This is a genomic window from Pseudomonas sp. S5F11, assembly GCF_019641515.1.
GTDB lineage: Bacteria > Pseudomonadota > Gammaproteobacteria > Pseudomonadales > Pseudomonadaceae > Aquipseudomonas > Aquipseudomonas rhodesiae.
Window position 1 is genome coordinate 278,939 of record NZ_JAIFJZ010000001.1, and the last position, 13,246, is coordinate 292,184.

Annotated in this window: 17 protein-coding genes and 1 pseudogene; 5 read left to right on the forward strand and 13 right to left on the reverse strand. The window is 64.0% G+C overall.

From position 1 onward, the window contains the following. Nucleotides 1-64 precede the first annotated feature (64 nt). Complete coding sequence (locus K1567_RS01310; RefSeq protein ID WP_169868691.1) at nucleotides 65-1,321, forward strand: coproporphyrinogen III oxidase; 1,257 nt, start codon at nucleotides 65-67, stop codon at nucleotides 1,319-1,321. Here K1567_RS01310 and K1567_RS01315 read toward each other — a convergent pair. Genes K1567_RS01315 through K1567_RS01365 form a run of 11 tightly spaced genes read right to left on the reverse strand, consistent with a single transcriptional unit; the run spans nucleotide 1,318 to nucleotide 10,230 of the window. Continuing rightward, on the reverse strand, nucleotides 1,318-2,772 hold the full coding sequence (locus K1567_RS01315) for a nitrite reductase (RefSeq protein ID WP_169868692.1): 1,455 nt from the start codon (nucleotides 2,770-2,772) through the stop codon (nucleotides 1,318-1,320). The genes K1567_RS01310 and K1567_RS01315 overlap by 4 nt on opposite strands. Continuing rightward, the gene (gene cobA, locus K1567_RS01320; RefSeq protein WP_169868693.1) at nucleotides 2,769-3,590 is read right to left on the reverse strand and encodes a uroporphyrinogen-III C-methyltransferase; all 822 of its coding nucleotides are present in this window, start codon (nucleotides 3,588-3,590) and stop codon (nucleotides 2,769-2,771) included. The genes K1567_RS01315 and cobA overlap by 4 nt, the downstream gene beginning before the upstream one ends. A gap of 43 nt (nucleotides 3,591-3,633) precedes the next feature. Continuing rightward, the gene (gene nirJ / locus K1567_RS01325; protein WP_169868694.1) at nucleotides 3,634-4,812 is read right to left on the reverse strand and encodes a heme d1 biosynthesis radical SAM protein NirJ; all 1,179 of its coding nucleotides are present in this window, start codon (nucleotides 4,810-4,812) and stop codon (nucleotides 3,634-3,636) included. 13 nt (nucleotides 4,813-4,825) lie between these two features. Next, a complete protein-coding gene (locus K1567_RS01330) occupies nucleotides 4,826-5,326 on the reverse strand; it encodes an Lrp/AsnC family transcriptional regulator (protein ID WP_034098495.1) in 501 nt (166 codons plus the stop codon). Further along, nucleotides 5,301-5,744 (reverse strand): Lrp/AsnC family transcriptional regulator, encoded by a 444-nt coding sequence (locus tag K1567_RS01335; RefSeq protein ID WP_034114062.1) that lies wholly within the window; start codon nucleotides 5,742-5,744, stop codon nucleotides 5,301-5,303. The genes K1567_RS01330 and K1567_RS01335 overlap by 26 nt, the downstream gene beginning before the upstream one ends. Then, nucleotides 5,737-6,225: an Lrp/AsnC family transcriptional regulator gene (locus K1567_RS01340; RefSeq protein WP_034099829.1), complete on the reverse strand. Its 489-nt coding sequence runs from the start codon at nucleotides 6,223-6,225 to the stop codon at nucleotides 5,737-5,739. The genes K1567_RS01335 and K1567_RS01340 overlap by 8 nt, the downstream gene beginning before the upstream one ends. A gap of 23 nt (nucleotides 6,226-6,248) precedes the next feature. Beyond that, nucleotides 6,249-6,707, reverse strand: coding sequence for an Lrp/AsnC family transcriptional regulator (locus K1567_RS01345; protein WP_034098492.1), 459 nt, complete (start codon nucleotides 6,705-6,707; stop codon nucleotides 6,249-6,251). Between the two features lies 1 nt (nucleotide 6,708). Beyond that, a complete protein-coding gene (locus K1567_RS01350; RefSeq protein WP_169868695.1) occupies nucleotides 6,709-7,878 on the reverse strand; it encodes a cytochrome D1 domain-containing protein in 1,170 nt (389 codons plus the stop codon). Then, nucleotides 7,875-8,192, reverse strand: coding sequence for a cytochrome c (locus K1567_RS01355; protein WP_034114060.1), 318 nt, complete (start codon nucleotides 8,190-8,192; stop codon nucleotides 7,875-7,877). Before K1567_RS01355 ends, K1567_RS01350 begins: the two co-directional genes overlap by 4 nt. A gap of 16 nt (nucleotides 8,193-8,208) precedes the next feature. Then, complete coding sequence (locus K1567_RS01360) at nucleotides 8,209-8,523, reverse strand: c-type cytochrome (RefSeq protein ID WP_034098486.1); 315 nt, start codon at nucleotides 8,521-8,523, stop codon at nucleotides 8,209-8,211. Nucleotides 8,524-8,547: 24 nt separating this feature from the next. Then, nucleotides 8,548-10,230 (reverse strand): nitrite reductase, encoded by a 1,683-nt coding sequence (locus K1567_RS01365; protein WP_220698022.1) that lies wholly within the window; start codon nucleotides 10,228-10,230, stop codon nucleotides 8,548-8,550. Between the two features lie 195 nt (nucleotides 10,231-10,425). Here K1567_RS01365 and K1567_RS01370 point away from each other — a divergent pair, with 195 nt between their 5' ends. Genes K1567_RS01370 through K1567_RS01380 form a run of 3 tightly spaced genes read left to right on the forward strand, consistent with a single transcriptional unit; the run spans nucleotide 10,426 to nucleotide 11,982 of the window. Further along, entirely contained in the window at nucleotides 10,426-11,202 is a 777-nt protein-coding gene (locus K1567_RS01370; protein ID WP_220698023.1) for a CbbQ/NirQ/NorQ/GpvN family protein, read from the forward strand. Next, nucleotides 11,186-11,758, forward strand: a complete 573-nt coding sequence (locus K1567_RS01375; protein WP_220698024.1) for a cytochrome c oxidase subunit 3 — start codon at nucleotides 11,186-11,188, stop codon at nucleotides 11,756-11,758. The genes K1567_RS01370 and K1567_RS01375 overlap by 17 nt, the downstream gene beginning before the upstream one ends. Further along, a complete protein-coding gene (locus K1567_RS01380) occupies nucleotides 11,755-11,982 on the forward strand; it encodes a cytochrome C oxidase subunit IV family protein (RefSeq protein WP_034114057.1) in 228 nt (75 codons plus the stop codon). The genes K1567_RS01375 and K1567_RS01380 overlap by 4 nt, the downstream gene beginning before the upstream one ends. 106 nt (nucleotides 11,983-12,088) lie before the next feature. Here K1567_RS01380 and K1567_RS01385 read toward each other — a convergent pair whose 3' ends face one another. Further along, nucleotides 12,089-12,478 (reverse strand): addiction module antidote protein, encoded by a 390-nt coding sequence (locus tag K1567_RS01385; protein WP_034098477.1) that lies wholly within the window; start codon nucleotides 12,476-12,478, stop codon nucleotides 12,089-12,091. 1 nt (nucleotide 12,479) lies between these two features. Continuing rightward, nucleotides 12,480-12,566 (reverse strand): annotated as a pseudogene (locus K1567_RS27825) (type II toxin-antitoxin system RelE/ParE family toxin); the annotation flags it as partial. A 239-nt stretch (nucleotides 12,567-12,805) separates the two neighbouring features. On the opposite strand from K1567_RS27825, the gene K1567_RS01390 reads away from it, so the two are divergent. Then, the gene (locus K1567_RS01390) at nucleotides 12,806-13,246 is read left to right on the forward strand and encodes a cytochrome c (protein WP_040268608.1); all 441 of its coding nucleotides are present in this window, start codon (nucleotides 12,806-12,808) and stop codon (nucleotides 13,244-13,246) included.

Here is a 13,246-nt window from a genome sequence, read left to right on the forward strand (position 1 = left end):
CATCAAGGTGCGTCGAGCCCCGCCGCCGGACAATGGCTCACCGCCCCTTGATCCGGAGCCTGCCATGCACACTGTCATCCCCCTCGCTCGTCACGGTCCAGGCGTGCTGGACCTGAATGGCCAGGCCGATATCCGCCGTTTCCACCCCGGCATAGGCTCCCTGGATATGTTGCGCGCCCTGCGCACCAGCCGCCAACGGCAACGCCCGCTGGCCGTGACCCTGCATTGGCCGGCCAACCCACCGAGTGACGAGTACTCACGCAGCCTGGCCCAAGAGATCCAGCTGGTCGGCTGCCACCTGGGCGCTCGCCAGCCGCTGGAGTACTTCCAGTGGCGCGGCGCGGCGAGCATCGGCGCGGTACAAACGCTGATGGCGGCCATGCGCGAGCGCTTTCATTTTCTTGCCCCTGGCCGTGGTGACTACGGCATCGACCTCGACCCGTACCACACTGATTGGGCCGGCATGGGTCTGCTGCGCGACCTGGGCTTCAACCACGTCTGTATCGGCGTGCCCGACGCGCGTGCCGAAGGGGTGCACGCCCTGGCCTGGTACCGCGACCCTGCGCCGATCCAGTCCTTGATCGATGCGGCGCGCACTTTCGATTTCCGTTCGGTCAGCGTCGATCTCGGCTACGGCAGCGCCTGGCAGACCCTCGCCAGCTTCGATACCAAGCTCGCCAGCCTGATCGCCCTGGAACCGGACCGCCTGCAGGTGTTTGACTACGCCCGGCCGCCCAGCCGTTATCTGGCCCAGCCTGCCCAGGCGCAATGCAGCGCGGCGGATAAAGCCGAAATGCGCCAGTTGTGCTTCGAGCGCCTCGGCGCGGCGGGTTACCACTACATCGGCCTGGGCCTGTTTGCCCGTGGCGACGACGACCTGATCCAGGCCCAGGAGCGCGGCCGCCTGAGCCGCACCAGCGAAGGCTTCACCCTGCACGGCTATTGCGACCATATCGGCCTGGGCCTGAGCGCCATCAGCCAGATCGACGTCTTGTGCGCGCGAAACAGCAGCACCGAACCGGCCTACGCCCAAGCCCTGCACAATGGCCAGCTCCCTACCTGCCAGGGCTGGCAACGCCAGGTCGCCGAAGGGTTGCGCGAATACGTGGTGGAGCGCTTGGCCTGCGACCTGGAACTGGATATCCAGGCCATCGAGCGGCGTTACGGGTTGGTGTTTTCCCAGTATTTCGCCACGCTCTGGCCGCTATTGGAGCAATGGGCGCGGGACGGCCTGATCGAATTGTCGGCGCAGTTTCTGTGTGTGCTGCCGGACGGGCGCCGGCAGGTGGATGAGCTGTGTGGGTTGTTCGAACAGGCCTAGTGGGAGGTGCCTTCGGCGAACTCGATTTTATTGCCCACGTTGTATTTGCCCGACGGCTTGTTCATGGGCAGGCGCTTGACCTCCTTGAGGGTTTGGCTGTCGTAGACGATCAACGCGCCGTTCGTGGCCCAGATGCTCAGTAACACGTAGCGCCCGTCGCGGGTGAATTCCACATGGGCGGCGGTCTTGCCCGGCACCGGGCGCAGAGTGTGGGCGATTTCCAGGGTCTGTTTGTCGATCAGGTGGATGGCGTCGTTGTCCGGGCCGAAGAACACGTCGCTCCATACATAGCGTGAGTTCACATGGCTGCGCATAAAGAAGCCTGGCCCCAGGGTGGGAATCTGTTTGATCAGCGCCCAGGTGTTCAGGTCGATCACCGAGATTTGCCCTTTGCTGATATTCGGTGTGGCGAACACCCAGTGCCCATCGCGTTGCCAATAGGTGCCCGAGCCCAGGTGCGGCATGCCCGCCAGCGGGATATCGGTGACCACCGCGCCGCTGTCCAGGTCGATTACCTGGCCGCCCCCGGCCTTGCGCGAGGTGGCGACCAACTGTCGGTAATCGGGAGAAAACGAAAAGTCATCGAGCACGTCCTGGGCCTGGATGCGCCGGGGCTCGAAGCGCGGTTGCGCGTCGGCATACGCCAGTTCCCACACCTCGTTCAGATCCTTGAGCGCGACGATAAAGCTGTTGCGCGGCGGTGCGGTGTACACGGCGCTGACCCGCGAACCAGTGTCCAGAATCTTGACCAGCGACAGATCGCGCGCATCCAGCAACACCAGATTGCCCGGCAGGTAGTTGCCCGCCAGCACCCAGCGCCCGTCTTTGCTCACCGCCAGGTTGCGAGTGTTGAGGCCAACGCGGGTTTCGGCGATCAGCTTGAGGTTATGCAGATCGTATTGACTGATCCAGCCGTCCCGGGAGGCGAAGTACACAAAGCGCCCATCCGGGGAAAACTTCGGCCCGCCGTGTACCGCGAAGTGAGTGGGGAAGCGGTCCAGCACGTTGAAAGTGTCACCGTCGAGAATGTCCATATGGTGATCCCCCGATTCCACCACCACAAACAGGTTGAGCGGGTCGGCGTGGTGCTGCGGGGTGGTCGGCAGTTGGCTCAGGTCCGCCAGTACGGTGTGGCTGGCGCGGATCGCCTGGGCATCCCAGGTCGGTGGCGATGCCGGCGGCTGTTGCAGAAAATCCACCAGGTCGTCGATGCGCGCGCTGTCCAATTGCGCGGCGAATCCGGCCATTTGGCTGGCGGGTCGGCCGTCGCGGATCACCTGGCGCACCTCGTCGGGCTTGATCCGCCCCAGGCTTTCGGGCAACAACGCCGGGCCGGTGGCGCCGATGCGGTTGAGGCCGTGGCACTGCTCGCAGTACTGGCGGTAATCCTCAGCTGGCGTGCCCTTGGCGACGTTGGCCCACAACAGCGGCACCAGCAGCAGGCGTTTCATATCGCCACCGCTGCGCGCGGCGCTGCCAGGCTGGCCGGGAAGTGCAGGGCGGCGCCGGCGAACAGGTCCACGACCTGGCCGATCACCGTCAGGGTTGGCACGCCGGGTTCGCAGTCGGCGGCCAGGGTCGGCAACTGGCGCAAGGTGCCACGGGCCACCTGTTGATCGGCGCGCGCACCGTTGCTGATCAGCGCCGCCGGGGTATCCGCCGACAAACCGGCAGCCACCAGGTGTTCGGCGATCAGCGCCAGGTTCGACAGGCCCATATAGAACACCAGGGTCTGGCTCGGCTCGGCGAGGCTGGCCCAGGGTAATTTCAGCGCACCGTCGCGCTGCAGGTGCCCGGTGACGAAACGGCACGAGTTGACCAGATCGCGATGGGTCAACGGGATTCCGGCGTAGGCGCTGCACCCGGACGCGGCGGTGATCCCTGGCACCACTTGGCACGGAATATCCCGCGCCAGCAGGTATTCGAGCTCCTCGGCGCCGCGCCCGAAAATAAACGGGTCGCCGCCCTTGAGGCGCACCACGCGCTGGCCTTCGCCGGCCAGTTCCGCTAGCAGTTCGTTGAGTTGATCCTGGGGCAGGCTGTGATGGCCGCTGGCCTTGCCCACGTAATGGCGGGCGCAGGTGAGCGGGATCAGCGTGAGCAGTTCGGCGCTGATCAGCCGGTCGAATACCACGGCATCGGCCTGCATCAGCAGGCTCCAGGCGCGCAAGGTAAGCAGGCGTGGGTCGCCGGGTCCGGCGCCCACCAGCGCGACTTCACCGGGGTGCAAAGGGCTGTGCAGGCTGGGGGGGAGGGCAGTGGTGTGCATGGGACATCCTTGGTCGATCATCAGGAGTGCTGCCCCGGTTGTGTCACCGGGTGGAGCACGGAATCAGGTTGGGCGAGCGCATGGCGATTTCATCGTCGCTCAGGTAGCAACCCGGGTCCGGGCCCCACAGGTCGCCATCGGCCCAGGCGCGGGTACGGGTGTTGCCGTTGCAGATCGGTAGCCAGCGACACTCGGCGCAGCGCCCGCCGATGCGGCGCGGGTATTCGCGCAGGCGCTGCAGCAAGGGGTCGGGTTGGTCGAGCCAGAGCTGGCGGAACGTGGTGTTGCGCACATTGCCCACCGAGTGCTGCCACCAGTAGGTGTCCGGATGCACCTCGCCGGTGTTGTCGATATTGGCGATGCCGCAGCCCGACGCATTGCCGCCCCAACCGTGCAACAGGTGCTCCAGCTGCGGGTAATGCTCAGGCAGATGGCGATGTACCCATTGCAGCAACAGCACCGCGTCGGCGTCGTTGTTGCCGCTGACAAAATCGCTGGCCACGCCGTTTTCGATGTCCTCCCAGGCTTGCTGGAAAATCAGCGCCATGGCGTCGCGGCTGATCTGCCGGTGCGCGTCCAGTTGGCGGCTGCGCTTGCCGCGCCCGCTGTAGTTGAGGTGCGACAGGTAGAACTTCTGCACGTCGTAAGCGCGCATCAGCGCGAGCAATTGCGGCAGCTGCGCGTGGTTGTCCTGGGTCAGGGTGGTCCGCAGGCCCACGCGGATGCCTGCTTCGCGGCACAGACGTATGCCATGCAACGAGCGCTGGAAGCTGCCGTGTGACTGGCGAAAGGCATCGTGGGTCGCCTCCAGGCCATCGATACTGATGCCCACGTAGTCGAAATGCGCGTCGGCAATCTGCTGGATATTGCGCTCATCAATCAGCGTGCCGTTGGTGGACAACGCCACGAAAAAGCCTTTGTCGCGAGCGTAGGCGCTCAGCTGGAATATATCTGCGCGCAGCAGCGGCTCGCCGCCGGAAAGGATCAGTACGCGCACGCCGGCTTCGTGCAGGTCATCGATCACCCGCAGCGCGGTGGCGGTGTCCAGCTCATCGCGGAACACACTGTCGGCGCTGGTGGCATAGCAATGCTTGCAGGTCAGGTTGCACCGGCGCAGCAGGTTCCAGATCACCACTGGCGGCCGCTTGCTGCCGGGGGCCGAGACGCGCGGCGCCGGGCATTGGCCGGCCAGGGTGCGCAAGTACTGACTGATTCGCAGCATGGGCTATTCCTTTTCAGTGCGCCGGCGGCAAGCGCAGGCCGGTTTTTTTCAGGATGCGACTGCTCACCAGCATCTCGTCGGCGCGGCAGGCATCGGCAAGCAAAAAACGCAGGTGCTCGCGGTAGCTGTCGATTTCTTCACGACTGCGCCCATGCACCATGGCGAACAAGTTGTAGGGCCAGCCCACGCGCCGGGGGCGGCGGTAGCAGTGGCTCACGAACGGCTGCGCGCCTATCAGTTCGCCCAGGCGCGGCAGTTGCTCGTCGGCCACGTCCCACACAGTCATGCCGTTATGCCGATAGCCCAGGCGGTAATGGTTGGGCACCGCCGCGATACGCCGAATCACGCCCTCGGTTTGCAGGCGCTTGAGCAGGTCGAGGGTCGACTCGACGCTGATTCCCAACTGCTCGGCCAGCCACGCCCACGGGTCTTCCAGCAACGGCAGGCCGTCTTGGGTGAGGGCGATCAGCCGCAGGGCCAGGGGGCTGTCAGACCGGGAAATGCAGACCGACATGGTAGGTGTGCTCCTTGGGCAGGTTGAGCACCGTCAACCCGGTCAGGGTTTCGATGCGCGACAGGGTGGCGTCGAGTTCCTCAGGGCTGGCGCAGGCCAGCACGAACCACATGTTCCAGGCATGTTCGCGGCGGTAGTTGTGGGCCACCTGGGGCAGGGCGTTGAGCTGCGCGGCGACGGCATCGAAGCGCGCCTCAGGCACTGCCAGCGCGGCCAAGGTGAATGCCCCGCCGACGCGCTCGATATCAAACATCGGGCCGAACCGGGTGAGCACGCCGTCTTCAAGTAACGCGTGCAGGCGGTCGAGTACCTCACCGGGGGCGCAGCCGAGTTCCTGCGCCACTGACTGCCAGGGCTGACGTACCAGGGGCAGGCCGTGTTGCAGGCGATTGATCAATTGGCGATCCCGTTCATCCATGGGCCCACACCTGCGACGGTGGCGGCGCAAAACGTCCGCCGCATTGTTTGAACGCGTGGGTACTGAACAGCACCTGGTGGGGAAGGTCGTTGAGCAGGTGCTCGGCCAATAGCGTCTCGATGTGCGCCTCGACCACCGCCCGCTCGCGGCCGTGGACCATGCAAAACAGGTTATAGCGCCACTGCGGCAGGCGGCGCGGACGCTGGTAACACAGGTTCACCCCCGGCGCGCGGCCCAGGCGCTGGCCGACGTTATCCACCAAGGCATCCGGCACATCCAGCACCAGCATGGCGTTGGCCACAAAACCCAGGGCGCGATGGTTGAGTACCAGTCCGACGCGCCGGAACAAGCCTTGTTCATGCCAGTGCTGCATTTGCTGCAACACCTGGTCGTGATGGGCACCGATCTGCTCCGCCAGCGCGTCGTAAGGCCGCGAGACCCGTGGCAAACCGCGCTCCAGGCACTGGCGCAGGTCGAGCATCTGCTCCTGGGTCAGCGGCGCGATCACGGATGCCCTCCCAGGGAGAACCCGAGGTCGATGCGGTAGGCGCTGAGCATCGGCAGATCCAGCGGTGTCAGGCCGGTGTCTTGTTCCAGCTCATCGAGGATCTGCTGTAGATGTTGACGGTGCGGGCCGGTCACCACAAACCACAGGTTGTAGTGATGCTCGCGGGCGTAGTTGTGATTGACTTCCGGGTATTGGCTGACCCGCGCCGCCACCTGTTCCAGGCGTTCGGCCGGGACTGCCAGGGCGGCCAGGGTGCTGGCACCGGCGCGGGTATGTTCGAACACCGGGCCGACACGCGAGAGGGCGCCGGCCAGTTCCAGGCGTTGCAGGCAGGTCATCAGTTCGGCCTCGCTGCATTTCAAGACCTGGGCCATTTCCCGGTACGGTTCGGCGCACAGCGGCATGCCGTGCTGGTAGCGTTCGATCAAGTGCTGGCTGAGTCGATCAAGGTCCATCTCAATACCCCATTTTTTGTGCACGAGTGCTGAAGAAAATTCCGCTGGGGCTCAAGGCCGGCAAGGTCTTGAGCAAGGTCATTTGATACGGGTCCCAGACCTGCACCTGCTCGCCGTCGCGCACCGACAGCCACAGCTGTTCGCCGCGCCCGGTGAACTCCATGTGCAGCACGCCGGGGCCGGGGCGCAGGTCGGCGACCACTTGGTGGGTTTCGCTGTCGATCACCTGCACGCGGTCGTTGTCCGGGTAGGCGAAATTGACCCACAGCTGGCGCCCATCCGGCCGTGCGGTGACGAAGATCGGTTGGCCGGCCACGGCGATCGCGGCGCTCTGCTGCCAACTGCGCGCGTCCATCACCAACACCTGGTGTCGGCCCACGGCGGGCACGAACGCTTGGTTGTCGGCTACGGCCCAGCCTTCCAGGTGCGGCATTTTGTACACCGGCAACTTGGCCTGGCCGCGTCCGTAGTCCTTGAGTACCCGTTGCACACCGCGCTCCGGGTGCCACAGGTCGAGCTGGGCCATGCCGTCCTCGCCGAACAGACCGGCCATGTAGTAGCGACCGTCGGCGGTGATCAGTGCGTCATAGGGCTGCTCGCCGATGCCGGTGAAACGGGTGAGGGTCGGGGTGTTGCCGTGGCTGAAGTCCGCGCTCCAGATCTCGCCGGTGTCGAACAGGCTGAACACGAAACGCTGCCCCGGCGCGTCCACTAGGCCCACCACCCGCGAGCGTTTGCCGTTGGCCAGGGGCGTGGCGGGAATGTCGGCGACCTGCTCCAGGGTGACGGCATCGAACACCTTGACTCCGCCCGGCTGGTAGTTGGACACGGCAATCAGGCGGCCATCCTGGCTGATCGCGCCGCCAATACTGTTGCCGCCCTGGATGATGCGTTTAGCGATGCGCTGAGTCAGCAAGTCGACCTTGGTCAAGCCGCCGTCGCGGGCGAACACATAGGCATAGCGTTGGTCGCGGGAAAACACCGCCGAGGCGTGGGACAGATCCCCCAGCCCTTCGATGCGCGCCAGCTCGGTCATGCCGCTGCTTTCAACGATCTGCACACTGCCGCTGGCCCGTTCGATCACCAACCCCAGATCACCGCTGCCGCGCAGCGTCGGTTGGGCACAGGCGCCGAGCAGCAGGCACAGGGAGAACACGGCGGGTCGCATCATGGGGTGGGGCGTCCTTGCAGCAGGCGGTCGGCCAGCCAGGCAATATCGCCGGCGCTGAGCAGTGGGCCCCAGCCGGGCATGGCGCGGGCTGGGCGACCGTAAGTGATGGTGGCGATCAGGCTGGCGCGGGGTTGGCCGGCCAGGGCCTGGGGCGTGAGGGGCGGGCCGAGGCCGCCGGTCAGGTGCAGGCCATGGCAGGCGCCGCAGTCCTGGGTCAGCAGGTGTTCGAGGCGGGCGGCGTCGGGTGTCGCCGTCGCCCACGCGGGGACCAGCATGAGCAGCGCCATGGCCGAACCGAACATCGATGCTTTCATGGCGTGCTCCTTGTGGTTATTTCAAGCTCAGGACCCAATCGGCCAACACCTTGGCTTCTTCATCGGTGACCTGGTTCGGCGGCATAGGGATCGGCCCCCAGTTACCCTGGGTGCCGTTCTTGATATGACTGGCCAGGGTCGCGGCGGCGTCTTTCACGCCGGTGTTCTTGGCGGCGACTTCCTTCATGGCCGGGCCTACCAACTTGCTGTCCAGGGTGTGGCAGCCGACACAGGGTTTACTGTTGAACAGGGCTTGGCCGTCTTGAGCCAGGGCCGGTTGCAGGCTGAACGCAGCGCTGCAAGCCAGCAGTGCGAGGAGCATATTTTTCATGGGCGGACCTCGTGTTGATGGGGCTCAATAAATGTCGTGTTGGGTGTTGTAAACGTTGAATTTGCCGGTCGGGGTGATCAGGCGTTTGTCCTTGATCACCTGCTTGAGTTTCAGGGTTTTGTCATCGATCACCACCAGCGCCGATTCTTCGGTCTGGCCGTTCCACACCGAGAACCACACCTCGTCGCCGGCCTTGTTGTATTCCGGTTGCACCACGCGCAGAGCGCCTTGCTTGATCCCCGAGTATTCGGCGATCGGCAGCACGGTGTAGCCCTTGTCGAGCTGGTTGATATCGAACACCGCCACCGACTGGCTGAGCTTGGCGTCGGGGTTGAGGGTGGTGTCCACGTACAGGTGATGGGAGTTGGGGTGGGTCTTGATAAACAGCGAACCGCCGCCCTGGCCCTTGAGGGTTTCCACCTGTTTCCAGGCGTATTGCGGGTGCTTGATCGGGTCGGTGCCGATCACCGAAATTCCGCCGTCGCCCAAGTGGCTGGTGGCCCACACCGGCCCGTAGGTGGGGTGGATAAAGTTGGCGCCACGCCCAGGGTGCGGGGTCTTGCCCACGTCCACCAGCGCGGCGAGGGTGCGCGCCTTGGAGTCGATCACGGCCACCTTGTTCGAGTTGTTGGCCGCTGTGAGGAAGTAGCGGTGGGTGCTGTCCCAGCCGCCGTCGTGCAGGAACGGCGCGGCATCGATGGTGGTGGTGGTGAGGTTCTTGATGTCCTGGTAATTGACCAGCATGACCTTGCCGGTTTCCTTGACGTTGACGATGAACTCCGGCCACTCGTGGGACGCGATGATCGCCGCCACACGGGGTTCTGGGTGGTACTCCTGCTTGTCGACGGTCATGCCGCGGGTGGAGACGATTTGCTTGGGTTCCAGGGTCTCGCCGTCCATCAGGGTGAACTGCGGCGGCCAGTAGGACCCGGCAATCGTGTACTTGTCTTCGTAGCCCTTGAACTTCGAGGTCTCCACCGACCGCGCCTCGATGCCCACCTTGATTTCGGCGACTTTGGTGGGCTCGGCGGGCCACAGGTCGATCATGTCGATCTTGGCGTCACGGCCGATCACCAGCAGGTAGCGACCCGAGGCGGAGATCCGCGAAATATGCACGGCATAACCGGTGTCGATCAGCTTGACGATCTGCTTGGTATCGCCGTCCACCAGGGCGATCTTGCCGTCGTCGCGCAAGGTCACCGAAAACAGGTTTTGCAGGTTGAGGTGATTGAGCTGTTTTTTCGGGCGGTCTTCGGGCTTGACCAGCACTTTCCAGGTCTTGAGCGTCTCGGCCATGCCCCATTCCGGCGGCGTCGGCGCGGTGTGCTGGATAAAGGTGGCCATGCTGCTGATCTGCGCTTTGGTCAGCGCATTGGAGGTGCCCCAGTTCGGCATGCCGGCGGGCGAGCCGTAGGTGATGAGCGCTTCCAGGTAGGCCTGGCCGCGGGCCTGGGTGATGTCCGGCGTCAGGGGCTTGCCGGTGGCTCCCTTGCGCAGCACGCCGTGGCAGCCGGCGCAGCGTTCGAAATAGATCTGTTTGGACGCGTCGAAATCAGCCTGGCTCATGTCCAGAGCGCCGGCGGTCTTGACCACGGCGGGCTGGGCGTTGCCGTGGGCGCTCAGGGGCAGGGTCAGGGCCAGTGCGCAGCCGAGGCTGGCGAGGCTGGCGAGGCTTAAGGTGAAGGGGTTCGTGCGGCGAGTCAGCATTCCATTTACTCCTCAGGCGAGACCTTTGCGGTGCCTCGCAACACGGTGCGGGGCGCAGGTTCTTAGTGCCGGGCCAGACTATGGCGTGGCCTCGCAAAGCTCGCTTGACGGCGATCAAGTTTGCCTGGGTTAGCGCTTGCCAGGTTGTCGCAGGCGCCCTTAGCGTGGCCCTCGAACCCGCCTCGGATATACACGATGAACGCGCCTTTCTATCAGCCTCTCGACAACGAACAGCGCCTGTTCGAACACGCCTGGCTGCACCGCATGCCGGTGCTGATCAAGGGCCCCACCGGCTGCGGCAAGACCCGCTTCGTGCAGCACATGGCGCATCGCCTGAACCTGCCCCTGTACACCGTGGCCTGCCACGACGATCTGAGCGCCGCCGACCTGGTCGGTCGCCATCTGATCGGCAGCCAAGGCACCTGGTGGCAGGACGGCCCGCTGACCCGCGCTGTGCGCGAGGGCGGCATCTGTTACCTGGATGAAGTGGTCGAAGCGCGCCAGGACACCGCCGTGGTCCTGCACCCGGTGGCCGATGACCGTCGCGAGCTGTACTTGGAGCGCACCGGCGAAGTGGTCAAGGCGCCGCCGTCATTCATGCTGGTGGTGTCGTATAACCCCGGTTACCAGAACCTGCTCAAGGGCATGAAACCCAGCACTCGCCAGCGTTTCGTGGCGCTGCGTTTCGACTACCCGGCGGCGGCGGACGAAGCGCGTATCGTCGCGCGCGAAGCGCAGGTCGATAACGCCCTGGCCAGCCAGGTGGTGCGCCTTGGCCAAGCCTTGCGCCGCCTCGATCAGCACGACCTGGAGGAAGTGGCCTCCACCCGCCTGCTGATTTTTACCGCGCGCCTGATCGCCGCCGGCATGCCGCCGCGCGAAGCGTGCATGGCCTGCCTGGCCCAGGCCCTGAGCGACGACCCGCAAACCATCGCGGCGCTGATGGACGTGGTGGATGTGCACTTTGCCTGAGCCCCGGCGCCTGCCGGGGGACGTGGCGATGTGGTTGTTCATCCTCGCTGAACTGACCGTGTTCGCGATATTGATCCTGGCGTTTGCCGTGACCCAGCGGCTCCAGCCCGAGGTGTTCGCCCTAGGGCGCGCGCAACTGGATACCTCGACCGGCCTGGCAATGACCTACAGCCTGTTGAGCGCGGGTGCGTTGGCCGCATTGGCCGTGCAGCAGGTGCGCCTGGGTCGCGCGCGGCGCGGTAGTGTCTTGCTGCTCGGCGCATGGCTGGTGGCGCTGGTGTATGTGTGGATCAAACTCACCGAATACCGCCATCTGATCGACGCAGGGCTGGGGCTTGAGCGCAGCACGTTCTTTACCTTGTACTGGATCGTCACCGGCTTTCACTTTTTGCATGTGCTGCTGGGCCTGGTGATTCTCGCTTGGCTCGGGTGGCGCTGCTGGCAACGGCAGTACCTGGCACCACACTTGAGTGGGCTGGAATCCGGCGTGTTGTATTGGCACATGGTCGACCTGGTGTGGGTGGTGTTGTTTGCGCTGGTGTATGTGATCCGATGAACAGCTCAGTGAGGTTGTGGCTGTGTTGGGCGAGCCTGATGGTACTGAGCCTCGGCACCGTGTGGAGTGGCGCGGCGGGGGTAGTGGTGTTGCTGGCGATGGTCAAGGGCTGGGTGATTGTGGATGGGTTTATGGAGTTGCGGCACGGGCCCTGGAAGTGGAGGGTGGCGATGCTAGGGTGGGGGCTGGTGGTGTTGGCGGGGATTGTGGGGTTGAGTGCTTGAGAATTCGATCACCCTTAAGGACCTGGTAGGACACCAATGCCTGAACCGCGCGCCTCGTGGCCTGGGGCGCTGGGAGGCGAGCCTCCCACTGAGGACGGTCGTTCGCTCAGAGCTTACCGGGCGCCGCCGGCTTGGTTCGTACAGTTCTCTTGAGTCTCGCTGCTGCAATCGGCTGTACAGTCAGTTCGACACCTAAGGCCAGCATCAGCTTCTGGACCGTTTCATAACGGGTTTTCGAGCCACCCTTGAGCGTTTTATACAGGCTCTCGCGATTAACCCCCGCGGCCTCCGCGACCTTGTTCACACCTTGGGCCTTGGCCACTTCGGCAAGCGCTTTCATCAGCAACTGCGGGTCGTGCGAGTGCATGCTTTGCGCCAGATAAGCGCTGATGGTTTCCGGGCTGTCGAGGAAGCGCGAAGACTCATAAACGCTTGTGCCGGATGTATCAAGATCGAGGACCGGCATGTCCTCGGGTTTGAATTTCGATTCAGTCATTTCATCCACCTCTCAGGGCATCGAGAATCTCTTTTGCCCGTTTGATCGCTCTTTTCCGGTCGGTTTTATCACTGCCCCAAAGCATCAATTAGAAAATACCTAGTCCAGAGGTCGTACGTGCGGCCAGACGAGACTATTAGCGCGCGTTTCTCCTTCTGCCTTCATGCGCTGAAGCTCGTTTAGAGGACTCCCATTTGTGCCGAATGAAGTGGCAGGTGGGTCCGTTCCATACCCGACTAAAACCATCAACATTTCTTGATCGCCATCAAGCCGTTTTCGCCCGCCGCCTTCCTATCATGACCCCCGCCAAGCCATGAGGAAGCGACCATGTCAGATACCTTCACCAAGGGCATGGCCAGGAATATCTACTTCGGAGGAAGCGTGTTCTTCTTCCTGATTTTCCTGGCCCTGACCTATCACACCGAACAAACCTTTCCCACCCGCAGCAACGTTGATCAGCTCACCGAATCGGTGGTGCGTGGCAAGGGTGTGTGGGAGCGCAACAATTGCATCGGCTGCCACACCCTGCTCGGCGAGGGCGCGTACTTTGCGCCGGAGCTGGGCAATGTGTTCAAGCGGCGCGGGGGGGAAGAGGGGTTTAAACCGTTCCTGCATGCCTGGATGAAAATGCAGCCCCTGGGTGTACCGGGGCGCCGGGCCATGCCGCAATTCAACCTCACTGACCAAGAGGTGGATGACATGGCCGAGTTCCTTAAATGGAGTTCGAAGATCGATACCAATAACTGGCCACCGAACAAGGAGGGCTGA